The organism is Streptomyces sp. NPDC030245, from assembly GCF_055572995.1.
In genome coordinates this window covers 810,741-831,785 of the sequence record NZ_JBVICF010000001.1, presented here as the reverse complement: position 1 = coordinate 831,785, position 21,045 = coordinate 810,741, and the positions used below count along the sequence as shown (strand labels likewise).

At 71.7% G+C, this 21,045-nt stretch carries 19 protein-coding genes and 1 tRNA gene; 13 read left to right on the top strand and 7 right to left on the bottom strand.

The window, feature by feature from the left end:
- Nucleotides 1–125: 125 nt before the first annotated feature.
- Together ACZ4Z4_RS03655 and ACZ4Z4_RS03650 are read right to left on the bottom strand one after the other, a co-directional pair.
- Nucleotides 126–605: a heme-degrading domain-containing protein gene (locus tag ACZ4Z4_RS03655; protein WP_468321557.1), complete on the bottom strand. Its 480-nt coding sequence runs from the start codon at nucleotides 603–605 to the stop codon at nucleotides 126–128.
- Nucleotides 602–1,792: a Gfo/Idh/MocA family protein gene (locus ACZ4Z4_RS03650; protein ID WP_468321555.1), complete on the bottom strand. Its 1,191-nt coding sequence runs from the start codon at nucleotides 1,790–1,792 to the stop codon at nucleotides 602–604. Before ACZ4Z4_RS03650 ends, ACZ4Z4_RS03655 begins: the two co-directional genes overlap by 4 nt.
- Nucleotides 1,793–1,848: 56 nt before the next feature.
- On the opposite strand from ACZ4Z4_RS03650, the gene ACZ4Z4_RS03645 reads away from it, so the two are divergent.
- The 12 genes from ACZ4Z4_RS03645 (at nucleotide 1,849) to ACZ4Z4_RS03590 (ending at nucleotide 13,622) form a co-directional block, all read left to right on the top strand.
- On the top strand, nucleotides 1,849–3,135 hold the full coding sequence (locus ACZ4Z4_RS03645) for an ROK family transcriptional regulator (RefSeq protein WP_468321553.1): 1,287 nt from the start codon (nucleotides 1,849–1,851) through the stop codon (nucleotides 3,133–3,135).
- 966 nt (nucleotides 3,136–4,101) lie between these two features.
- Entirely contained in the window at nucleotides 4,102–4,764 is a 663-nt protein-coding gene (locus ACZ4Z4_RS03640) for a hypothetical protein (protein ID WP_468321551.1), read from the top strand.
- 62 nt (nucleotides 4,765–4,826) lie between these two features.
- Nucleotides 4,827–5,624 (top strand): GntR family transcriptional regulator, encoded by a 798-nt coding sequence (locus tag ACZ4Z4_RS03635; protein ID WP_468321549.1) that lies wholly within the window; start codon nucleotides 4,827–4,829, stop codon nucleotides 5,622–5,624.
- Nucleotides 5,625–5,758: 134 nt separating this feature from the next.
- The gene (locus ACZ4Z4_RS03630) at nucleotides 5,759–6,883 is read left to right on the top strand and encodes a TIGR03364 family FAD-dependent oxidoreductase (protein WP_468321546.1); all 1,125 of its coding nucleotides are present in this window, start codon (nucleotides 5,759–5,761) and stop codon (nucleotides 6,881–6,883) included.
- Between the two features lie 5 nt (nucleotides 6,884–6,888).
- Complete coding sequence (locus tag ACZ4Z4_RS03625) at nucleotides 6,889–7,602, top strand: HAD family hydrolase (protein WP_468321543.1); 714 nt, start codon at nucleotides 6,889–6,891, stop codon at nucleotides 7,600–7,602.
- A complete protein-coding gene (locus ACZ4Z4_RS03620) occupies nucleotides 7,602–8,654 on the top strand; it encodes an ABC transporter ATP-binding protein (RefSeq protein ID WP_468321542.1) in 1,053 nt (350 codons plus the stop codon). Before ACZ4Z4_RS03625 ends, ACZ4Z4_RS03620 begins: the two co-directional genes overlap by 1 nt.
- A 43-nt stretch (nucleotides 8,655–8,697) precedes the next feature.
- Nucleotides 8,698–9,561, top strand: coding sequence for a 2-aminoethylphosphonate ABC transporter permease subunit (locus ACZ4Z4_RS03615; RefSeq protein WP_468321539.1), 864 nt, complete (start codon nucleotides 8,698–8,700; stop codon nucleotides 9,559–9,561).
- Nucleotides 9,548–10,345: an ABC transporter permease gene (locus tag ACZ4Z4_RS03610; protein ID WP_468321536.1), complete on the top strand. Its 798-nt coding sequence runs from the start codon at nucleotides 9,548–9,550 to the stop codon at nucleotides 10,343–10,345. Before ACZ4Z4_RS03615 ends, ACZ4Z4_RS03610 begins: the two co-directional genes overlap by 14 nt.
- Nucleotides 10,346–10,378: 33 nt before the next feature.
- On the top strand, nucleotides 10,379–11,455 hold the full coding sequence (locus ACZ4Z4_RS03605; RefSeq protein WP_468321534.1) for a 2-aminoethylphosphonate ABC transporter substrate-binding protein: 1,077 nt from the start codon (nucleotides 10,379–10,381) through the stop codon (nucleotides 11,453–11,455).
- A gap of 74 nt (nucleotides 11,456–11,529) precedes the next feature.
- A complete protein-coding gene (locus ACZ4Z4_RS03600; protein ID WP_468321532.1) occupies nucleotides 11,530–12,309 on the top strand; it encodes an HAD-IIA family hydrolase in 780 nt (259 codons plus the stop codon).
- An 86-nt stretch (nucleotides 12,310–12,395) separates the two neighbouring features.
- Nucleotides 12,396–12,941, top strand: coding sequence for a hypothetical protein (locus ACZ4Z4_RS03595; protein ID WP_468321529.1), 546 nt, complete (start codon nucleotides 12,396–12,398; stop codon nucleotides 12,939–12,941).
- Nucleotides 12,942–12,956: 15 nt separating this feature from the next.
- Nucleotides 12,957–13,622 (top strand): class F sortase, encoded by a 666-nt coding sequence (locus ACZ4Z4_RS03590; RefSeq protein ID WP_468321527.1) that lies wholly within the window; start codon nucleotides 12,957–12,959, stop codon nucleotides 13,620–13,622.
- A 295-nt stretch (nucleotides 13,623–13,917) separates the two neighbouring features.
- Here ACZ4Z4_RS03590 and ACZ4Z4_RS03585 read toward each other — a convergent pair whose 3' ends face one another.
- Complete coding sequence (locus tag ACZ4Z4_RS03585) at nucleotides 13,918–14,691, bottom strand: GAF and ANTAR domain-containing protein (protein ID WP_468321524.1); 774 nt, start codon at nucleotides 14,689–14,691, stop codon at nucleotides 13,918–13,920.
- 158 nt (nucleotides 14,692–14,849) lie between these two features.
- Here ACZ4Z4_RS03585 and ACZ4Z4_RS03580 point away from each other — a divergent pair, with 158 nt between their 5' ends.
- Nucleotides 14,850–15,881, top strand: coding sequence for a glycoside hydrolase family 6 protein (locus ACZ4Z4_RS03580; RefSeq protein WP_468321522.1), 1,032 nt, complete (start codon nucleotides 14,850–14,852; stop codon nucleotides 15,879–15,881).
- A gap of 137 nt (nucleotides 15,882–16,018) precedes the next feature.
- Here the strand turns inward: ACZ4Z4_RS03580 and glxA are convergent, their stop codons facing one another.
- From glxA to ACZ4Z4_RS03560, 4 genes are all read right to left on the bottom strand, one after another.
- Nucleotides 16,019–17,956, bottom strand: coding sequence for a radical copper oxidase GlxA (gene glxA, locus ACZ4Z4_RS03575; RefSeq protein WP_468321519.1), 1,938 nt, complete (start codon nucleotides 17,954–17,956; stop codon nucleotides 16,019–16,021).
- The gene (locus ACZ4Z4_RS03570) at nucleotides 17,953–19,842 is read right to left on the bottom strand and encodes a glycosyltransferase family 2 protein (protein WP_468321516.1); all 1,890 of its coding nucleotides are present in this window, start codon (nucleotides 19,840–19,842) and stop codon (nucleotides 17,953–17,955) included. The genes glxA and ACZ4Z4_RS03570 overlap by 4 nt, the downstream gene beginning before the upstream one ends.
- A gap of 199 nt (nucleotides 19,843–20,041) precedes the next feature.
- Nucleotides 20,042–20,755 (bottom strand): FadR/GntR family transcriptional regulator, encoded by a 714-nt coding sequence (locus tag ACZ4Z4_RS03565; protein WP_468321514.1) that lies wholly within the window; start codon nucleotides 20,753–20,755, stop codon nucleotides 20,042–20,044.
- Between the two features lie 89 nt (nucleotides 20,756–20,844).
- A tRNA-Lys gene (locus ACZ4Z4_RS03560) sits at nucleotides 20,845–20,918 on the bottom strand.
- Between the last annotated feature and the right edge of the window lie 127 nt (nucleotides 20,919–21,045).

Sequence of the window (21,045 nt, the reverse complement as noted above, 5' to 3'; positions counted from 1 at the left end):
GGCCCCGGAGTATCGCTTCCCCTCATTCAAGCGAGTGGTTTTCACTCGTTGCGCTGAACAATCCCGGTTCGGGCTGCGAGGAAGCGTCCCGGCTGCGAGGAGCCGTCCCGGCTGTGACGAACCGTTCAGGCCACGGCGAACCGCTCCAGCGCCTCCACCACCAACGCATGGTCCTCCACCTGCGGCAGTCCCGACACCACCACCGTGCCGATCACCCCCGCGCCCTCGACCGCGATCGGGAACGCGCCGCCGTGGGCCGCGTACACATCGGGGTCGAGGCGGGAGGAGTCCTCGAAGGTCGTGCCCTTGGCGCGGAAGCGGGCGCCGACCAGGTAGGAGGAGCAGCCGTAGCGCTCCACGACGCGGCGCTTGCGGTCGATCCAGGCGTCGTTGTCCGGGGTGGAGCCGGGCAGCGCCGCGTGGAAGAGCTGCTGGCCGCCGCGGCGGATGTCGATCGCCACGGGTGCGCGGCGCTCGCGGGCCAGCTCCACCAGGAGCGTGCCGAGCGCCCACGCGTCGTCGTACGTGAAGTGGGGGAGCACCAGGCGGCGCTCCTGGGCCTCCAGCTCGTCGATGGTCGGCGGGGTCACCTCGGGCGCGGTCACAGCGTCACCGCCACGCCGTCGCGGGCCGAGCGGCGGGCCGCCTCCAGGACGTCCAGGGCGGCGGCGGCCTCGTGCGCGGTGACCGGGTTCTCGCCGGTGCCGCGCAGGGCGTCCGCCACCGCCGCGTAGTACGCGGGGTAGTCGCCCGGCAGGGTCGGCAGCGGGCGGCCGCCGCCGGTCAGCGGGGACTCGCCGGCCCCGACCGTCCCCCACATCGACTCCGGCTCCACGCCCCACGGGGCGTCGGCCACCGGGCGCTTGCCGTCGCGCAGGGCCGCCTCCTGCGGGTCCAGGCCGTACTTCACATAGCCCGCCTGCGAGCCGAGGACCCGGAAGCGGGGGCCGAGCTGGGCGGTGGTGGCGCTGACGTAGAGGTGCGAGCGGACGCCGTTCGCGTGGGTGAGCGCGAGGAACGTGTCGTCGTCGGCCTCCGCGCCCGGGCGCCGGACGTCCGACTCCGCGTACACGCTCACGACCGGGCCGAAGAGCACCAGGGCCTGGTCGACGACGTGGCTGCCCAGGTCGTAGAGGAGCCCGCCGATCTCCTCCGGGTTCCCCGACTCGCGCCAGCCGCCCTTCGGCTTCGGCCGCCACCGCTCGAAACGGGACTCGAAGCGCCATACGTCGCCGAGCCCGCCGTCGGCGATCAGCTGGCGCAGGGTGCGGAAGTCGTTGTCCCAGCGGCGGTTCTGGAAAACGGAGAGGAGCAGTCCGCGCTCGTCGGCGAGGGCCGCGAGCCCGCGCGCCTCGGCGGCCGTGCCCGCGACCGGCTTGTCCACGACGGCCGGCAGGCCCGCCTTGAGGGCGGCGGTGGCGAGCGCCACGTGCGTCTTGTTCGGCGACGCGATGACGATCAGGTCGAGCTCGTCCGCCCGCTCCCACAGCTCGTCGGCCGAGGCCGCGCAGCGCAGGCCGTCGCCGAACTCGGCGCGGGCCTGCGCCTGCCGCTCGGGGTTCGACGTCACGACCGTGTCGAGGACGAGGCCGTCGGTGGCGGCGATCAGCGGGGCGTGGAAGACGGAACCCGCGAGCCCGTATCCGATGAGGCCTACGCGGAGGGGTGAGCGCGTGCCTGTGCTTGTGTCTGCGTTCGTGCCTGCGTCTGCGTTCGTGCCTGTGTCCGTGCCTGTGCCTGCGCTCGTGCCTGCGGCTGTGCTCGCATCCGTGCCAGTACCTTTGCCAGTCATGCATCCCACTTAAGCAACGGTGTTGCCAAAGTGCAAGCGGGCGGGACAATGGGCAGGTGAAGTCGTACGTGAACAGGGTGAACCCCGGAGTGAACCTGCCCGCCGTGCGCGGGCACAACGCCGCGCTCGTGCTCGATCTGCTGCGCGAGGCGGGCGAGGCGGGCATCAGCCGCCTGGAGCTCGCCGAGCGCACCGGGCTCACTCCGCAGGCCGTCAGCAAGATCACCGCGAGGCTGCGGGCCGAGGGCCTGGCCGCGGAGGCGGGCCGCCGCGCCTCGACGGGCGGCAAGCCCCGCACCGTGCTGCGCCTCGTCCCCGGTGCGGGCCACGCCGTCGGCCTCCACCTGGACCGCGACGAGCTGACGGCGGTCCTCGTCGACCTGACCGGCACGGTGGTCGCCGAACGCCGCGCCCCGCTCGCCTTCGGCGCGGGTGCGGAGGTGGTGGTGGATGTGGCGGTGGGGGAGGTGCGGGGGTTGCTCGCCGAGGGCGGGACGGGCGCCGAGGCCGCCGATGCCGGTGCCCGCGCCGGTGCCGGCATGGCCGCCGAGGTCGGCAGCACTGCCGGCGCCGCCGCCACCGCTGGTGCCGGCGAGGGCGCCAGGGTGAGTGCCAGTGGCGGGGGTGTCGGCGGGGGGACCGTCTCCGGGGTCGGGGTCGCGCTGCCCGGGCCGCTCGATCACGCGGCGGGCGTGCTGCACCGCGTCACCGGGTTCCCCGAGTGGGACGGGTTCGCGCTGCGGGACGTGCTCTCGGAGCGGCTCGGGCTGCCCGTCGTGGTCGACAAGGACACCAACGCCGCGGCTCTCGGCGTCGCTCTCGCGGGCGCCGCCGACTCCTTCGCGTACCTCCATCTGGGCACGGGGCTCGGCGCCGGGCTCGTGCTCGGTGGCGCGCTGCACCGCGGGGCCCGTACCGGCGCGGGGGAGTTCGGCCACCAGGTGCTCCAGCTGGACGGTCCGCCCTGCGAGTGCGGGGACCGGGGCTGCGTGGAGGCGCTCTGCCTCGCGGCCGTCGCCCGGGGCGACCTCGACGAGGCGGCGCGGGTGCTCGGCACGGCCGCCGGCAACCTCGTCGGCCTCCTCGACATCGACCGCGTCCTGCTCGGCGGACGGACCGTCTTCGCCGCGGGGGAGCTTTTCGTACGAGGGGTGGGTTCCGTCGTCGCCGCGCGCGCCCGGCGCGGGGGTGGGCCGGCCGGAGGCGGAGAGGCTGGAGGCGGGGAGGCCAGGGTGCCGGTAAGTCTCGCGCCGGGAGGGGAGCGCGGGGTGGCGGAGGGGGCGGCGCAGCTCGTCCTCGCACCGCTCTTCGGACGCGCGGAGGTCGCTTTTCCGGTGCGTTGAGGGCGGGTTGGCAGGGGTGGGCGTTATGCGTTCCGGTGCGTTGGGGGTGGCCTGACGGTGGTGGGCGTTATGCGCGGGGCCGGGGATCTCGCCTGAACGGGGGGCTTGGGTGGGCCGGTCGGGCCTGTCCGGCGGTGGCCGGGTGGCCGCGTCGCGCACGCGTGGCAGGGTCGGAGGCGGGGTCGGCGCCGGGCCGGCACGACGTCCGCTCGGCTCCGCCGCCCACAACCTCCGCCCCTGCCCGTCCGCGTCCCCCGCACCCGTCCCGTCCCCTATCCGTCCGCGTCCCCCGCCCGTTGGTCATGCGCGTGTGGTCTTCGCCCGTTCGTGTCGTGCCGCCCGTTGGCCGTGCGGCCTGGCGTCCCGTCCGTCCGCTTCCTTCGCCCGTACGCCCTTGTCCCTGCCTCCTGTCCGTCCGCGTCCCTCGTCCGTCGGGCGTGTGCGTGTGGCTTCGTCCGTTCGTGTCGTGCCGCTCGTTGGCCGTGCGGTCTGGCCTCCTGTCCGTCCGCGTCCCTCGCCCGTACGCCCTTGCCCCTGCGTCCTGTCCGTCCGCGTCCCTCGTCCGTCGGGCGTGTGCGTGTGGCTTCGTCCGTTCGTGTCGTGCCGCCTGTTGGCCGTGCGGTCTGGCGTCCTGTCCGTCCGCGTCCTCCGCCCGATACCCGCCCCTGCTGGGCTTCGTCCGTTCGTGGCCCGCCGCCCGTTGGCCGTACGCCTCCCCAACCTCCCCCTGCCACTGGCCCGCCCTCCCCCCAACCCCAACCTCAACTCACCCCACCCCATTCGCCGCAAAGGTCACCCATGGGCTTCCGCAGTTCTCTCGTCTTCGGTCGTGTCGCCGTGGTCGCCGCGGTTGTTGCCCTCCTGCCCGTCGTGCCCTCCGTGGCCGGGGAAGGGGCCGCCCGGGGTGGCGGGGCGGGGTGTGTGGGGCGGGAGGGCTGCGTCGCGCCGGGGGAGAGCGGGCTTCGGGTGGCTCGAGGGGGTGGAGAGGCGTGGGGGAGGTGTGCGGGAGCCGAGCGCGTCGACTTTCCCATTGACAGCCGGATCAAGCGCGGGCCCACCACCTACCGGCCCGGCGGCGGGCACCAGGAGTGGACCGTCGACCTCACCAACGCCACCGACGAGCCCTGCGGCAACATCCATCCGATCCTCGTCCTCGTCGACGAGAAGCGGACGTTGACGCCCCGGCAGGTGCGGATGCGGTTCGACGACGGGACGCGGTGGCGGCCCGTGCCGTTCGAGCGGACCGGGCAGGGCGAGCACGTCGGTGTCTTCGACGACGGCTTCGCGGGTTTCACCGTCGCGCCGGGACGTACCGTCTCCGTCAAGGTCCGGCTCGCCTTCACCGCCGACGCCGGGCCCAACCACGTCGTGGCCTCCGCCGCTGTCGTACAGCGCAGGGACGGCGACGGCGACTGGGTCGGGGCTTCCAACGACTATCCCTTCGAGCTGACGCCCAGCGCCGCGGAGAAGGCGGAGGAGCCGGGCGCCGAACTGCCCCCGGGGCTCGCCGCGACCGGCTCGGACACCCCGCTCGCCACGCGCATCGCCGCCGCCGGAGCCGTCGTCCTCGTCGGGAGCGGTGTCCTCCTCCTGTGGTGCGCCCGCCGCCTGCGGGCCCGGTGGCGCTGAGGCGTGGGCACGAGCCGCGGACCCGGCCAGCCCCGTTCACGTACGTCTGCGAACATCCCCGCGTGGACAATCCGAACACCGCGCACCACCACCCCGCCGACCCGCCCGCCCACCTGCTCGACCAGGCACCGGGCGCCCCCATCCGCTCCGGCATCCCCGAGCACGGCCGCATCCCGAAGTACTACGCCGTGAAGGCGCGGATCGCCGGGCTCGTCGAGGAGTTGGGGGACGGGCAGCCGCTGCCGACCGAGCGGGACCTCGCCGAGCGGTACGAGGTGGCGCGCGAGACCGTGCGGCAGGCGCTGCGCGAACTGCTCCTGGAAGGGCGGCTGCGCAGGCAGGGGCGCGGCACCGTCGCGGCGGGGCCGAAGCTGGAGCAGCCGTTGTCGCTCGCGAGTTACACCGAGGGCGTGCGCCGGCAGGGGCGTACCCCGGGACGTAACCTCATCTCCCTCGACCGGTTCCCGTGCCCGCCCGCGCTCGCCCGCGAGATCGGCGCCGAGGTGGGCGAGCCCGTCTGGCACATGGAGCGTGTGCTGCTCGCCGACGACGAGCGGGTCGGCCTGGAGAGCACCTATGTCTCCGTGGCCCGGGTGCCGCGGCTCGACGTGGACTTCGAGCCCGACTCATCCTTCTACGCCTATCTGCGCGACAGTCTCGGCATCTCCTTCGGGGACGCGGACGAGCGGATCGAGACGGTCCTCGCCACCCCGCGCGAGGCCCTGCTCATCGGGACGCCGCCCGCGCTGCCCATGCTGCTGATCCACCGGCTGTCGCGGGACACGTCCGGCCGCCCGCTGGAGCGGGTGCGCACCCTCTACCGGGGCGACCGGTTCTCGTTCACCACGCATCTCGGCTGAAGGAGCGGCAAGTCCTCGGCCAGCCAGTGAAGTAACGGAAAGATAACGGGTCTAGGCCAAGCTTGGGTGGCCGTTCACCGTCCCGTTGCCATCCGGCCCCGCGCGGGACACCGGCCCCCAGGAGCGTTGCCGCCGTGAGAGTCATCGTCGTAGGAGCCGGCGTGGTGGGAACCATGCACGCCTGGCACGCAGTGGAACGCGGCCACGAGGTCGTACAGATCGAGCGCGAGAGCGAGGCCCGCGGGGCGTCCCTGCGCAACTTCGGGCAGATATGGGTGAGCGGCCGGGCGGGCGGCGAGGAGCTCGACACCGCCCTGCGCGCCCGCGAGCTGTGGGAGGAGATCGGCGCCCGCGTGCCGGGCCTCGGCTTCCGCGCCAACGGCTCCCTCACCCTCGTGCGCAACGCCCGCGAGCGCGCCGTCGCCGAGGCCGCGCTCGCCCGCCCCGACGCGGCCGCCCGCGGCTACAAGCTGCTGAGCACCGACGAGGCGCGCGCCCTCAACCCGGCCCTGCGCGGCGAGTTCAGCGCCGCCCTGTGGTGCGAGCGCGACGCGGCCGTGGAGCCGCGCACCGCTCAACTCCGGCTGCGGGAAGCCCTGCTGGCCTCCCCGCGCTACACCTTCCTGCCCGGACGCGAGGTCCGCGAGGTCGTCGGCGAGAGCGCCGTCCGCGACGACCACGGCGACGTGCACACCGGCGACGCCGTCGTCCTCGCCACCGGCGCCTGGCTCGGCGGCCTCGTCCGCGAGCTCGCGGGACCCGACCTGCCCGTGCGCCGCGTACGCCTCCAGATGATGCAGACCGAACCCCTCGGCGAACCGCTCACCACCTCCGTCGCCGACGCCGACAGCTTCCGCTACTACCCGGCGTACAAGTCGGACGCCCTCGACGCGCTCAACGCCGGACAGGCACAGACGCCGACCGCCGCCGCGCACAAGATGCAGCTGCTCATGGTGCAGCGCGCCGACGGCGGCCTGACCATCGGCGACACCCACGAGTACGAGCACCCCTTCGCCTTCGACACCGTCGAGGAGCCCTACGACCACCTCACCGAGGTCGTCGAGGGCTTCCTCGGCCGCCCGCTGCCGAAGATCAGGCGGCGCTGGGCCGGGGTGTACGCGCAGTGCGTCGACCCGAGCCGTGTCGTGCACCGGCAGCGGGTGCGCGACGGCGTGTGGCTCGTCACCGGGCCCGGCGGGCGCGGCATGACCTGCTCGCCTGCCATCGCCGAGCGGACCGCCGACGAACTGGGATGGTGAGGGAATTGACCGCGTCCACGGACACCACGCACGGCAGCCGCATCGGGCTCGTCGTCCTCGACATGGCCGGCACCACCGTCGCCGACGGCGGCCTCGTCGAGCAGGCCTTCGCCGCCGCCGCGCGCGAGCTCGGGGTCGAGCCCGACTCCGCCGACCACGCCGCGAAACTGGAGTACGTCCGCGCCACCATGGGCGAGTCCAAGATCTCCGTCTTCCGGCACCTGTTCGGCGAGGAGAAGCTCGCCCAGCAGGCGAACATCGCGTTCGAGAAGGCTTACGGGGCGCTCGTCGACGGCGGTCGCATCGCACCGGTCCCAGGGGCGCGCGAAGCCATCGAGGAGCTCGCGGACGACGGCCGTACCGTCGTCCTGACCACCGGCTTCGCCCGGGTCACCCAGGACGCCATCCTCGACGCGCTGGGGTGGCGGAACCTGGTCGGACTGACCCTGTGCCCCGCCGACGCGGGCGGCCGGGGGCGCCCCTACCCGGACATGGTGCTCGCCGCCTTCCTGCGGACCGGCGCCGTGGCCGGCGTCCGGGACGTCGCCGTCGCGGGCGACACGGCGTACGACATGCTCAGCGGCGTACGCGCCGGAGCCTCGGTCGTCGTGGGGGTGCTCACCGGCGCCCACGGCGACGCCGCGCTCCGCGAGGCCGGGGCCACCCACGTGCTCGGCTCCGTCACCGAACTGCCCGCGCTGCTCCGGGGCGTCGGCTGATGGGCAGCGGCATCCGCTTCGACGGAGTCTCCGTCGCGTACGACGGGAACACCGTCCTCGACTCCCTCGACCTGACCGTCGAGCCCGGCGAGGTCATGGCCCTGCTCGGACCCTCGGGCTCCGGCAAGACCACCGCGCTGCGGGCCGTCGCCGGGTTCGTGCGGCCCGTGTCCGGGCGGGTCCTCATCGGCGGGCGCGACGTCACCGCGCTGCCGCCGCACCAGCGGGGCATCGGCATGGTCGTCCAGCAGTACGCCCTCTTCCCGCACATGCGGGTCGCGGACAACGTCGCCTTCGGCCTGAAGGCGCAGAAGACACCGAAGGCGGAGATCGGCGGGCGGGTCACCGAGGCCCTGGAGATGACGGGCATGGCCGCGTACGCGCGGCGGTACCCGCGCGAGCTCTCCGGCGGGCAGCAGCAGCGAGTCGCCATCGCGCGGGCGCTCGCCATCCGGCCCGGCGTGCTGCTCCTCGACGAACCGCTCTCCGCGCTCGACGCGCAGCTGCGCTCCGGCATGCTGGCCGAACTCGCCCGGCTCCACCGCGAACTGCCCGACGTGTCGATCCTGTACGTCACCCACGACCAGGTCGAGGCGCTGACCCTGGCCGACCGGATCGCCGTCATGGACCGGGCACGGCTGCGGGACTGCGGGACGCCCCAGGAGCTCTACCGGGCGCCGCGCACGGAGTTCACGGCGTCGTTCGTCGGCAACGCGAACCTCCTCGCGGTGACGGTGGGGGCGGGGACCGTCTCCTTCGGCGGGGCGCCGCTGAAGGTGGACACGGGAGCCGCCGCCCCGGGGGCCGCCGCCACCCTCTGCGTGCGGCCGCATCTGGTCGGGCTCGGCGACGGGCCCAATGCCCTCACCGGGCGGGTCGCCGAGGTGCAGTGGCGGGGTGCCACGCACCGGTTGTACGTCGAGGTGTCCGGGGAGCGGGTGAAGGCGGATGTCCGGGAGCTCCGGGATCCGCCCGCCATCGGTGACGTGGTCACCCTGCACTTTGCGCCCGAGGACGCGGTGCTCCTGGCCGGAGGGGTGACCGGTGGGTAGTCCTGCTGAGCGCCTCCTTTCCAGTGACCCGGCACCGGGGGCTGTGCCCACCCGTTCCGCCGTGCGGAACGCCTGCCCACAGCAGAAGCGGCTGCCCGCGTTCGTGTGGGTGCTGCCGCCCCTCGTCCTCCTCGGGCTCTTCTTCCTCTACCCCCTCTTCCTCGTCGTCCAGCAGTCCGTGCGGCCGGACACCGGCGGGACCTCCCTTCAGCCGTATGCCGACGTGTTCGCCTCCGAGGCGTTCCGGGAGGCGCTCGGGAACACCGTGTGGCTCGCGGTCGGGGCGACCGTGGGATGTCTCGTGCTCGGGTTCGCGCTCGCGCTGATCATCGCGTTCGTGCCGTTCCCCGGCGGGAAGGCCGTCGCGAAGTTCATCGACGTCTTCCTCTCCTTCCCGTCCTTTCTGATCACCCTCGCCCTGCTGTTCATCTACGGCACGAAAGGCATGGCCAACGGGGTCTGGACGGACGCCACCGGTGCCGCCGAGGGCCCGTTCCAGTTCCTGACCACCCCGTGGGGCGTGCTGCTCGCCGAGATCACGTACTTCACGCCCTTCGTGATGCGGCCGCTGCTCGCCGCGTTCTCGCAGCTCGACACCGCGCAGATCGAGGTCGCGTCCAGCCTCGGCGCGCGGCCCGCCCGCATCGTGCGGCGCGTCATCCTGCCCGAGGCGCTGCCCGCGCTCGCCGCCGGCGGCAGCCTCGTCCTCGTCATGTGCCTGAACGAGTTCGGCATCGTCCTCTTCACGGGGGCGAAGGGCGTCACGACCCTGCCGATGCTCGTGCACGGCAAGGCGATGCTCGAAGCCGACTATCCGGCGGCGTGCGTCGTCGCCGTCGTCAACATCGCGATCTCCGTGGGCCTCTACGGCCTCTACCGGGTGGTGAGCCGTCGTGTTGGTGCATAGCCGCACAGGGAAGTGGGCCACCTGGGCCCTCTTCCTCGTCCTCTTCGTCCCCCTCTTCGCGCTGCCGCTCCTCGTGATCCTCACGGCGTCGTTCTCCGAGCACTGGTCGGGGGCCTTCCCGTCCGGGCTCACCGGCGAGCACTACGCGTCGGCCACCCGCGGCGAGTCGCTGCGCGCCCTCACCACCAGCCTGGTCACCGCCGTCGGCGCCAGCCTGCTCGCGCTGACCGTCGGCTCCTGGGCCGCGCTCGCCGCCGCCTCGCTGAAGAAGGGCGGCAAGAGGGCCCTCGACGCCCTGTTCGTGCTGCCCGTCGCCGTGCCGTCCGTGGTGGTGGGCCTCGCGGTCCTCGTCGCCTTCTCCAAGCCGCCGATGATCCTCAACGGAACGCGGTGGATCGTGATCCTCGCGCACGCCCTGCTGGTCACGGCGTTCGCCCACCAGTCCGTCACGGCCGCGATCGCGCGGCTCGACCCGGCGTACGAACAGGCCGCCGCGTCGCTGGGCGCCCGTCCCTCGTACGTCCTGTGGAAGGTGAAGCTGCCGCTCCTGCTGCCGTCCCTGAACGCGGCCGCCGGGCTCTGCTTCGCCCTCTCCATGGGCGAGCTGAGCGCCACGATGATGCTCTACCCGCCGGACTGGACACCGCTCCCCGTGCGGATCTACGCGGCCACCGACCGCGGGTCCACCTTCACCGGCGCCGCCCTCGCGGTGGTCCTGATGGCCGCCACGCTCCTCGTGCTGCTCGCCGTCTCCCGCATCCGCACCCGCGCCTCCTACCGCTGACCCCGCCGATCGCCCCAAGGAGTACGAAACGTCATGTCGCGCACCACCCGCATCAGAACGCTCGCCGCCGTCACCGGCAGCCTCGTCCTCGCCGGCTCCCTCACCGCGTGCGGCGGCGGCTCGGCCGCGTCCGACGCCAAGGTCGTCACCGTCTACAGCGCCGACGGCCTCAAGGGCGAGAACGGCGACGGCTGGTACGACCGGGTCTTCAAGGACTTCGAGAAGAAGACCGGCATCAAGGTGAACTACGTCGAGGGCGGCTCCGGCGAGATGGTGCAGCGCGCCGTCCGCGAGAAGTCCAACACGCAGGCCGACGTCATCATCACCCTGCCGCCGTTCATCCAGCAGGCCGACGAGAAGGGCCTGTTGCAGGCGTACGAGCCCAAGGGTTCGGAGCGGGTCGACGGCGCCGACAAGGCCGCCGACGGCAAGTGGACCGCGGTGGTGAAGAACTACTTCGGGTTCATCCACAACAAGAAGGAACTGGCGGGCGGCAAGGCGCCCAGGACGTGGGAGGACCTCACCGACCCCGCGTACAAGAACAAGGTGCAGTACTCCACGCCGGGCGTCGCGGGCGACGGCACCGCCGTGCTCATCAAGGCGATGCACGACTTCGGCGGCAAGAAGCCGGCGATGGCGTACCTGAAGAAGCTTCAGACCAACAACGTCGGCCCGTCCGCTTCCACCGGCAAGCTCGCGCCCAAGGTCGACAAGGGCGAACTCCTGGCCGCCAACGGCGACGTCCAGATGAACTACGCGCAGTCCAAGGACATGCCGAACCTGCGCATCTGGTTCCCCGCCACCGAGAAGAACCCGGACCGGCCCACCACGTTCGCGCTGCCCTACGCGGCCGGCCTGGTCAGCAAGGCCCCGCACGCCGCCAACGCGAAGAAGCTCCTCGACCACCTCCTCGGGGAGCGGGCCCAGCGGCAGGTCAGCGAGATCGGCGGCGGCTTCCCCGCCCGCGAGGACATCAAGGCCACCGACGCCAACGCCATCGCCCTCGACAGGATCATCGACGGGGTGGAGGTCTTCGAACCGGACTGGCAGGACATCTCCGAGAACCTCCAGTCGTACGTGGAGGACTGGAAATCGGCCACGGGCAGCTGAGATTAGGCTGTGGGGTGTCGGCACAGCGCTGTCCCGGCGCCCCAGCCACCTCGTACACCGCAGGAGTGCACCTCATGGCAGAGCGCAAGCCCATCGAATCGTGGCTCACCGACATGGACGGCGTGCTCATCCACGAGGGAGTGCCGATCCCGGGCGCCGACGCCTTCATCAAGAAGCTGCGCGAGTCCGGCAAGCCCTTCCTCGTCCTGACGAACAACTCCATCTACACCGCGCGCGACCTCCAGGCCCGGCTGAACCGCATGGGCCTCGACGTGCCCGTCGAGAACATCTGGACGTCCGCGCTCGCCACCGCCAAGTTCCTCGACGACCAGCGCCCCGGCGGCACCGCCTACGTCATCGGCGAGGCCGGCCTGACCACCGCCCTGCACGACATCGGATACGTCCTCACCGACCACGACCCGGACTACGTGGTCCTCGGCGAGACCCGCACGTATTCCTTCGAGGCCATGACCAAGGCCGTCCGCCTCATCAACGGCGGGGCCCGCTTCATCTGCACCAACCCCGACGAGACCGGCCCCTCCACCGAGGGCCCGCTGCCCGCCACCGGCGCCGTCGCCGCGCTGATCACCAAGGCGACCGGCAAGAACCCGTACTTCGCGGGCAAGCCGAACCCGCTGATGATGCGGACCGGCCTGAACGCGATCGGCGCCCACTCGGAGACCAGCGCGATGATCGGCGACCGCATGGACACGGACGTCCTCGCCGGCCTCGAAGCCGGGATGGAGACGTTCCTGGTGCTCACCGGTCTGACCACCCGGGCCGACATCGACCGCCACCCCTTCCGGCCGTCGAACATCGTCGACTCCATCGCCGACCTCGTCGACCGCGTCTAGGCCGACAGGGCCCCGGGCCCGTGCCGGACGCCCGTCGAGATGCGGAGTCGCCCGGGGCGGGTGAACCTCGTAGGTGGAGGTTCACGATGCGTATACGTTCCCTAGCTCTCCGTCGGGCCGGGGTGGCCGTCGTCCTGATGGCCGCCCTGCCCGCGGGTGCGGCCCAGGCCCACGACAAGGACTCGGTGCGGGCCACCGTCATCCCCGCCGATGCCGCGCCCGGCGCCACCGTGGAGGTGAGCGTCTCGGGCTGCGGGGGCACCACCGGTACGGCGGGTTCGGGAGCCTTCGAGGGCGACGCCGAGCTCACCGGACGCGACGGCGGCAAGTACGCGCTCAACGGCACCACCCGGATCAGGCGCGGTCTGACCGGGACGTTCGACATCACGGTCACCTGCGACGGCCACCCGCACCAGGGCGTCGGCACGGTCCAGGTCGGCCGGCCCGAGCAGGCCCCGGTCTCCCCGGTGCGGGCAGGCGGCGGCGGAGCGCAGCTGACCACCGCGGGATCGGACGAGGCGCGGGAGGCGGGGCCCGGCACCCGGCACGCCGTGATCGGCCTGGTTCTCGCCGGGGTCGCCGCCGTGGCCGTCGCGTTCCGCAGCGTCCGCCGACGACGACGCTCCGAGTGACGGGCGGGCAGAACCGTGTCCAGCGGTGGACGCGCGACCGGCTCGGGACGCCTGCTGACCGGCGTCGCCTGGGCGGTCCTCCTGGTCGGCCTCTGGCTCTGGGGCAGTGACATCTCCGGCCTGCGCGGCGGGCTCTCCGCGCCCGCCACGGGCGACGTGGCCGCGGTCGGCCGCCCCCTCGGCGTCCAACTCCCGCCCGCACACGAACCGTTGGCGCCCGCACGTCCGCAACGCGTCGACGTGCCCGCACTGGAGGTGCGGGCCCCGGTGACGGCCCGCGGCCTGGACGCCGAGGGCGCGATAGACCCGCCGTCCTTCGCCGAGGCCGACACCGTCGGCTGGTACGCGGGCGGCGCCCGGCCCGGAGAGCCCGGCGCGGCCCTCCTCGTCGGCCACGTCGACACGGAGACCGAACCCGCCGTCTTCTACGACCTGAGCGCGCTGCACGCCGGCGAGCAGATCAGGGTGGCCCGCGACGACGGCACGGTGGCGGAGTTCACGGTGGACGACGTGCGGGTCGTCACCCGGGCGCGCTTCGACGCGGAGAAGGCGTACGGCCCGCACCAGCGGGGCCGCGCCGAACTGCGGCTCATCACCTGCGGCGGCGTCTTCGACAGGACCGCCCGCACCTACTCGGCCAACGTGATCGTCTCGGCCTACCTCACGGGCGTGCGGTCGTAGCCTGCGCCGTCGTGCCGTTTCCCTACCTGGCCCGGTCGACGGCCCGCTCCCCCCGGAGCCGCCGACCGGGCTGGTCCTCGACCGCGCGCGCACGGGCTGCGGGAGAAACCCGGCGCCGGCGCGGGAGGTACGGAAGACCATTCCGGAGCGCGGAACGGTCGACAGGCCGGGGGCTTGGGCCGTGCAAGAAACTGTAGAACGAATGAGCGCGTGGGCCTAGAGGGCGATCGAGGCAGAATGACGCCACGTCGCGGATCCCTCTCCCTGCGTGATCGACGCAGGTGGGGGCGGGCTGTCAGGGAGGTCCGGGCCTGCGCCGCCGGAGGTCTTCGGCGTCGATCAGCCCCCTGATCACCTGGGTGGCGACCAGGTCGACGACCTGCCGTTCCCTGCGCGCGTAGCTCCGCAGCGCCTCGAACGCCTCGTCCATGCCCGTCTGCCAGCGCTCGGCGAGTATGCCTTTGGCCTGTTCGACACGGATGCGGCTGTTCAGCGCCTGTTGGAGCTGCTCGGAAAGGCGCCGGCACGCGAAGTGGGCGCGGTGGTTGTGCAGGCCGGTCGCCGCGGCATTGGCGAGGGCCTGAGCGATCCGCACCTCTCGGTCGGACGCCGCTCCGCTCCCGTGGTCCGCCACGCGCTGCGCCGCCAGGAAGAAGTTGAGCGCGCCGAGCACCGTGCCGTTCCGCCTGATCGGCACCGCGTACGTCTGTGCGATGCCGTACTTGCCGGCCCGCGCGGCAAACGCCGGCCAGCGGGCCCCCGCGTCGGCGGAGTCGATCCGCACCGGCGCCACGGGCTCGCCGGTGCCGATGCTCTCCACACACGGGCCGCCGAGGTGCTGGACCTCCAACAGGTCGTGGATCTCCGCCCGTTGCTGTCCGTGGGCGGCGAGGAGCACGTCGTCGGCGCCGGCGGTGTACATCACTCCGGCACCCCGGGCGCCGAGCAGCTCCACGCAGTGGCCGGCGAGCCGCCTCAGATAGCGGCCGAGGTCGAAGTCGTCGGTCAGGGTGTCCGCGGTCTCCACCAGGACTTCAGCAAGCCGCAGTTCGCTGTCGCGGTCTCGCATGCCCCATGCACCTCCACTCCCCGCTGAATGCGCCTACCCCGCCGGAGCGGGCTGTAACAGCTCTCGTGCAGCTCCCTCCACCATGATGAGCGGGCCTCGTGGGCCGAGGGGAGGTATGCCACGATTGAGACCATGCCAGTGCACCCAAGGGGGATTGGATGTACCGCAAACACGCCGGCCGCGGAGGCGGCTCCGCGGCCCGGAGGGTGAGGGCCGGAGCGGCTCTCGCGGGGGCCGCGCTGCTCCTCGCCGGGTGCTCCTCCGACGGCGGCGGCTCGGAGGACGACAGGCCGGGCCGGCCGGTGAAGCAGCAGCCGAAGGGGGAGGACCCGTACTGGGTCAACCCGGACGGCAACGCGGCCAGGCAGGTCGCCTCGTACGTCAAAGAAGGCAGGAAGGACGACGCCGAGCTGATCCGGAAGATCGCCGAGCAGCCGGTCGCCGAGTGGATCGTCCCGGAGAACGCGGAGGACCAGGCGCGCGGCTTCACCCAGGCCGCCGAGAAGGCCGACCGGGACGCCCTCCTCGTCGTCTACAACATCCCGCACCGCGACTGCGGCCAGTACTCGGGCGGCGGCGCGGCCGACGGCAACGCGTACCGCGCCTTCGTCGACCAGGTCGCCAAGGGCATCGGCGACCGGCACGCCACGGTGATCCTGGAACCCGACGCGGTCCTCCACCTGGTCGACAACTGCACGCCGAAGGAGTTCCACGAGGAGCGGTACGCCCTCCTCAAGGGCGCCGTCGAGAAGCTCAAGTCCCTGCGGAACACGAAGGTGTACCTCGACGCGGGCAACGCGGGCTGGCAGAACCCCGACGCCCTCTGGGAGCCGCTGAAGCGCTCCGGCGTCGAGCGGGCCGACGGCTTCGCGGTCAACGTCTCCAACTTCCAGACCACCGCGGCCAGTACGGAGTTCGGCAAGAACCTCTCGGCGAAGATCGGTGACAAGCCGTTCGTCATCGACACGGGCCGCAACGGCAACGGGCCCTACACCAAGGGCAAGGACCCTTGGTGCAACCCGCCCGGGCGGGCCCTGGGCGAGACCCCCACCACCAGGACGGCCGACCCGCTCGTCGACGCGTACCTCTGGATCAAGCGCCCCGGCGAGTCCGACGGGACCTGTCGGGGAGGCCCCAAGGCCGGCGAATGGTGGCCCGAATACGCGTTGGGCCTCGCGAGGGCCGGTTAAGGGGCGCGGGGAACTGCGCGAGCAACCACAACAAAGCCGCAGTCGCGTCTGCTCGGTACTCGGCAGACGCGACTGCGGCTCTTCGCGGGCTGAGCGCGCAGTTCCCCGCGCCCCTGAAACGCCCCTGCGGGGCGTCCCTACGGCACGTGGACCCAGCGTGCCTTGCTGGGTGTGCCCCGGTCGTCCGTCACGAAGAGCATGTACCAGCCGGACTCGACCAGGCTGCGGTTCTTCGGGACCGTCACCGTGACCTCGCCCGCGGACTTCTTCAGGCCGAGCGCGATCGACGTCTGGTCGATGTCGGTCACATGCGTCGACGCACTCGGCCTGATGAGGCGGGCCGTCCTGACGGACGAGGCGTGCTTCGTGGGGAACGTTCCCGATCCGCCCCGCCCGATCGTCTTCGGCCCCGCGCCCAGCGCCGGCCGCGACCCGCGGTAGAGGTACGGCGGCGTGTAGATCTCGATGCGCTGCTCGAAGACGCCGGGCTTGGTGTTGGCCTCGTCGGCGTAGAGCGAGTCGGAGCCGAAGAACATCACGCGGCCGTCGGGCAGCAGGACCGAACCGGCGTGGTAGTTGCGGCCGACCTCGGGGTCGGCCACCCGCCGCATCTTCCCGGTCTTCGCGTCGTAGATCCGCGCCTGGTGGATGTTGGAGTCGCTGCGCCCCCGGTAGTCCTCGGAGCCGCCCGAGATCAGCACGGTGTCGTCGGGCAGCGTCGAGATCTGCGGATAGCGCGTGCCCTTCTCCAGCGAGGGCCCGTCGACGAAGCGCGGCTCGTCCGCCTTCAGGTCGACGACGCGGGTCTTCTCGCTGGACTCCTTGGACTCGCCGACGCCACCGCCGCCGACGACCATGTACTTCTGGTCCTGCGCGGGCGGCAGCTCGACGGTGCCGGACGTCTCCAGGAGCTTCTGGTCGCTGAGGCCGGGGATGCCCCGCCACTTGTTGGTCTCCAGGTCCCAGATGCCGGGCTTGCGGCCGACGTCGTCGGGGCCGTAGCCCGCGTTGGAACCGGAGTAGAAGAGCTTGCCGTCGGGCAGCTGGTAGATCGCGGGGTACGTGGGGAACTGGCGGGTCCCCTTCGTGTACGTCCACTTCTTCGTCCTGGGGTCGTACACCTCGTTCTTGCCCGGCACCAGCTGGCCGATCTCGTCGAGGCCCGAGGTGGAGAGGATCCTGCCGTCGGTGAGCGTGGTCAGCGTGGGGTACCAGCGGGCCTCGTTCATCGGGTCCACCTTGATGTACCGCTCGGCGACCGGGTCGAACTCGAAGGCGTCCTTGATCCCCTGGAAGTCCTTCTTGTCCAGGGCGAGCTTCTGCGCCATGCCGTAGACGTTGCGGGTGTCGGAGCCCTTCAGGCCCTGGATGCGGTAGTTGTCCTGGGTGCCCGTCTCGTACTTGGCGCCGCTCCTGGCCGCCTCCACATAGACCCGGCCGAGGCCCGGCTCGGTGCGCAGGAACCGGCCGGTCCGCTTGTCGAAGATCTTCTTCGCCTTCTCGACCAGGACGCCGTCCTGGGAGACGAACGTCTTGCCGTTCTTCTTCCCCGTGAACTTGGTGCCCGCGGGGACCGTCTTCGGCTCGTCCGGGTCCTCGTTGTGGACGATCATCAGGCCGCCGGCCTTGGTGACGTCGCCCTTCAGCTTCTCGTAGCGCTGGGTGCCGCCCGCGATCAGCAGCTTGCCGTCGCCCAGCTGGGTGTGGCCGGTGCAGAACAGGTCGGTGGGCGTCGGGATCTTCTTGACGGTGTTCTTGACCGGGTCCCACAGCCGGGTGTCGAACTTCTTCCTGTCGAAGTTCTTCTGGTTGTTGCCGGACCCGGCGACCAGCAGCACCTTGCCCGTGTGCAGCAGCGCCGCGTGGATGGTGTTCTGGCGGTACTCCTCGGGGAAGTCGAGGACGTCCCAGTGGCCGTTGTCCGCCTTGTACTCCGGCCTGTTGATCTTGTACTCGTGGTACTTCTCGGAGCCCACGCGCCACAGCCACGGGCCGTTCAGCCCCGCCAGCGCGAGGACGACGGCCGCGCCTATCGCGATGCGGCGGGCGCGGCGGTGGCCTGCACGGTCCTTCATTTCTCACGCCCCCCGAGGGAGATCCGCGTGGTCTGGTCGGGCGCGGCGGCCCAGCTGGGCTTCTGCCGCGGCACGAGCACGTCGGGCGCGGGCGGTCCGGGCCTCTTCCTGTCCTGCCGCATGCCCCAGCGCCACGCGAGGACCGGCGCGGCCGTGATCAGGACGGCGAACGAGGCCCAGACGAGCATCGCGGGGTGGGAGTGCCCGTACACGAAGGAGGCGGCCATCGAACCGGCGAAGACCAGGATGAAGAACAGGTGGATCCGGAAGGTCCCGAACAGTGTGTCCGGGCTGGCCGAGTCGCCCTTGGGGGTCACCACGAACCTGCTCTTGCGGCGCAGCGCCGCGTCGAGGAGCGAGCGCGCGTAGACCGGCGCGGAGAGCGCCGACATCACCATGCCCGCCACCCCGCCGGAGCCCTCGGGCTCGTGCGGGGAGACGTTGTGCCGGCGGTTCCAGATGTAGAGGCCGATCTGGAGCGCGGAGGCGTTGCCGTACAGCATCAGCCAGATGGTCGGGTCGATGTTCACGCCGGAGGCGCCGAGACCGAGGAAGAGCGCGCAGCTCAGCGCGGCCAGGATCCAGTTCAGGGCGGACATCGGGTAGAAGATGACCATCATCGTGTAGTTGAAGAGGCGGCCCGGTGGCAGCGAGAAGGGCGCCTTCCAGAACTGCTTGAGGATCGTCTCGTACGTGCCGCGGGACCAGCGCAGCTGCTGCGTGAAGAAGTCCGTCCAGGCGTTCGGGCCCTCGCCGACCGCGAGCACGTCCGGCGTGTAGACGGACTTCCACTTCTTGCCGGTCGCCGGGTTCGTGGCGCGGTGGATCTCGAAGCCGGTCGCCATGTCCTCGGTGATCGAGTCGTACAGGCCGCCGATCTGCTTGAGGGCCTTGATGCGCACCGCGTTGGACGTGCCGACGAACATGGGGGCGCCGTAGGCGTTGCCGGCGCGCTGGATCAGCGCGTGGAAGAGGAACTGCTGCGACTCGGCGGCCTTGGTGACGAAGTTGTCGTAGTTGCCGTAGACCTGCGGGCCGATGACGAAGCCGACGTTCTCGTCGCGGAAGAAGCCGAGCATCCGCTCCAGGTAGTTCGGCATCGGGACGTGGTCGGTGTCGACCGACGCGAAGTAGTCGTACTCGTCGCCGTGCGCGTCGAGCCAGGCGTTGTAGTTGCCGTGCTTGGTCCTGGCGCGGTGCGGGCCCTTCGCCGTGTTCCACTTCGCGACGCCCTTGCGGGAGAAGTGATGGACGCCGAGCCGCCGGCAGACCTCCTTGACCTCGGGGTCGTCACCCTCGTCGAGGAGCCAGACATGCATCAGACCGCGGTGACGGATCTTGACCGCGGCCTCCAACGTCTTCGTCACCATCTCGATCGGCTCCTTGCCGGGCACGAACGAGGTGAGGAAGGCGACTCTGGTGCCCGTCTCGGGCACCACGGGTATCGGGTCACGGGCGACGAGCGTGGCGTGCGCGTTCGACAGCACGTTCATGCAGCGGAAGAACTCGATCAGAGCGATCGATATGAGCATGACCACGTCGAGGACCGGCAGCCAGTCGTTCGCGACGTACTCCCGCTCGGTCCAGTGTTCGGGCTGGAGCAGCCAGCCGAGCAGGACGAGGGAGAGCAGCGGGGCCGCGCCCAGCATCAGCGCGGCCCGTATCCTGTGCGGCTCCTGCGAGAGCAGTGAGCGGTACCTCACCCTGTAGGGCTTGCTGGGGTCGGGCTTCGTCAGGGGCCCGGCGAGCCGGCTGTAGTGCTCGTAGTCGTACCGGGGCAGGGACTTCTTGATCCTGCGGAACCCGCCGGTGCTGTGCGACAGCGCCCGGAGCCGGGTCGTCTCTGACGGATCGTTCTGCCGGGCACCCGTCGGCGTCGACGCCATGAGTCACCATCCCCCGCACGCGGTCCCCCGCGTGGCCGTCGGCCGTGCCGTCCGCTTCACGAACGGGACGCCCGTCCCCTGTTACGCCGCGGGCGTGGCAGGCCCCCAACCGCCCTGTCCCGACCGCCTTGTGCGAGCCGATGGCTCCAGGCAAGGGTTCTACGCCCTACGGCATGATCGCAAGAGCGAATCAAGGGGTTTACCGGTCATACGAGCGATGGGGGACATCTGCTGGGACGGGTGAGCTCAGACGGGTACGGATGTTGCCGAAGTGCTCGCGTATGGCCTGCTCAGCGCGGAGTACGTCGCCCGAGCGCACCGCGGCGAGGATCTCCCGGTGCTGGCGGCAGGTGACGCGGGGATCCAGCGGGACGTCCACCAGGTCCGTGCGAACCTTGTGGAAAGCGTCCCAGAACGCCTCCAGAACCTCGCCGAGCAGGAGGTTTCCCAGGCCGCGGTAGAGCGTGGCGTGAAATGCCCGGTCGGTCTCGGCGTGCACGGCGCCCTCCGGGGACGCCGCCTCGGCCTCCATCCGTGCCACCAAGGCGTCGAGTTCGGCCAGGTCGGCCTCGGGAACGCGGCCCGCGAGGCGCGCGATGAGCCCGGTCTCCACGGCCTCGCGCAGCTCCAGGAGCTGGAGCAGGCTGTCCTCGCCGCGGTAGTGGCCCGCGACCGTGCGGAAGGCCAGGCCCTCGATCATCGGCGCGACGGACATCGGGCCGACATACGTCCCGAAACCGTGCCGGATCTCCACGATCCCCATCGCCTGGAGCGCCTTCAGGGCCTCCCGCACGGAGTTCCTGCTGACCCCCAGGCGCTCCATCAGCTCGGGCTCCGTCGGCAGGGAGGCGCCGGAGGGCAGCCTGGAATCGATGATGAGCTTCTTGATCCGCTCCTGGATGTCGCGCGCCATGGCGACACGTTAGCGGTACGGATGCGGGGACCGGCCCCGCGTGGACACGACGAAGGCCCCCCGCGTGAACGGAGGGCCTTCGCTGTCTGTGCGCCGCCAGGGACTCGAACCCCGGACCCGCTGATTAAGAGTCAGCTGCTCTAACCAACTGAGCTAGCGGCGCCTGCTGACCTGGATAACTCTACCGGACGTCGAGGGGTGCTCCCGACCACCCGGGCCGCCCGGCGGGGCGCGGGGGCGCGCGGGCGGGTCCCGGTGGCGGCCCGATCCATCATTCGGACCGTCAACAT

Coding starts and splice junctions, on each gene's coding strand:
- ACZ4Z4_RS03650 (WP_468321555.1), bottom strand. CDS start 1,792: ATGACTGGCAAAGGTACTGGCACGGATGCGAGCACAGCCGCAGGCACG.
- ACZ4Z4_RS03620 (WP_468321542.1), top strand. CDS start 7,602: ATGGGCAGCGGCATCCGCTTCGACGGAGTCTCCGTCGCGTACGACGGG.
- ACZ4Z4_RS03605 (WP_468321534.1), top strand. CDS start 10,379: ATGTCGCGCACCACCCGCATCAGAACGCTCGCCGCCGTCACCGGCAGC.
- ACZ4Z4_RS03600 (WP_468321532.1), top strand. CDS start 11,530: ATGGCAGAGCGCAAGCCCATCGAATCGTGGCTCACCGACATGGACGGC.
- ACZ4Z4_RS03595 (WP_468321529.1), top strand. CDS start 12,396: ATGCGTATACGTTCCCTAGCTCTCCGTCGGGCCGGGGTGGCCGTCGTC.
- ACZ4Z4_RS03585 (WP_468321524.1), bottom strand. CDS start 14,691: ATGCGAGACCGCGACAGCGAACTGCGGCTTGCTGAAGTCCTGGTGGAG.
- ACZ4Z4_RS03580 (WP_468321522.1), top strand. CDS start 14,850: ATGTACCGCAAACACGCCGGCCGCGGAGGCGGCTCCGCGGCCCGGAGG.
- glxA (WP_468321519.1), bottom strand. CDS start 17,956: ATGAAGGACCGTGCAGGCCACCGCCGCGCCCGCCGCATCGCGATAGGC.
- ACZ4Z4_RS03570 (WP_468321516.1), bottom strand. CDS start 19,842: ATGGCGTCGACGCCGACGGGTGCCCGGCAGAACGATCCGTCAGAGACG.
- ACZ4Z4_RS03565 (WP_468321514.1), bottom strand. CDS start 20,755: ATGGCGCGCGACATCCAGGAGCGGATCAAGAAGCTCATCATCGATTCC.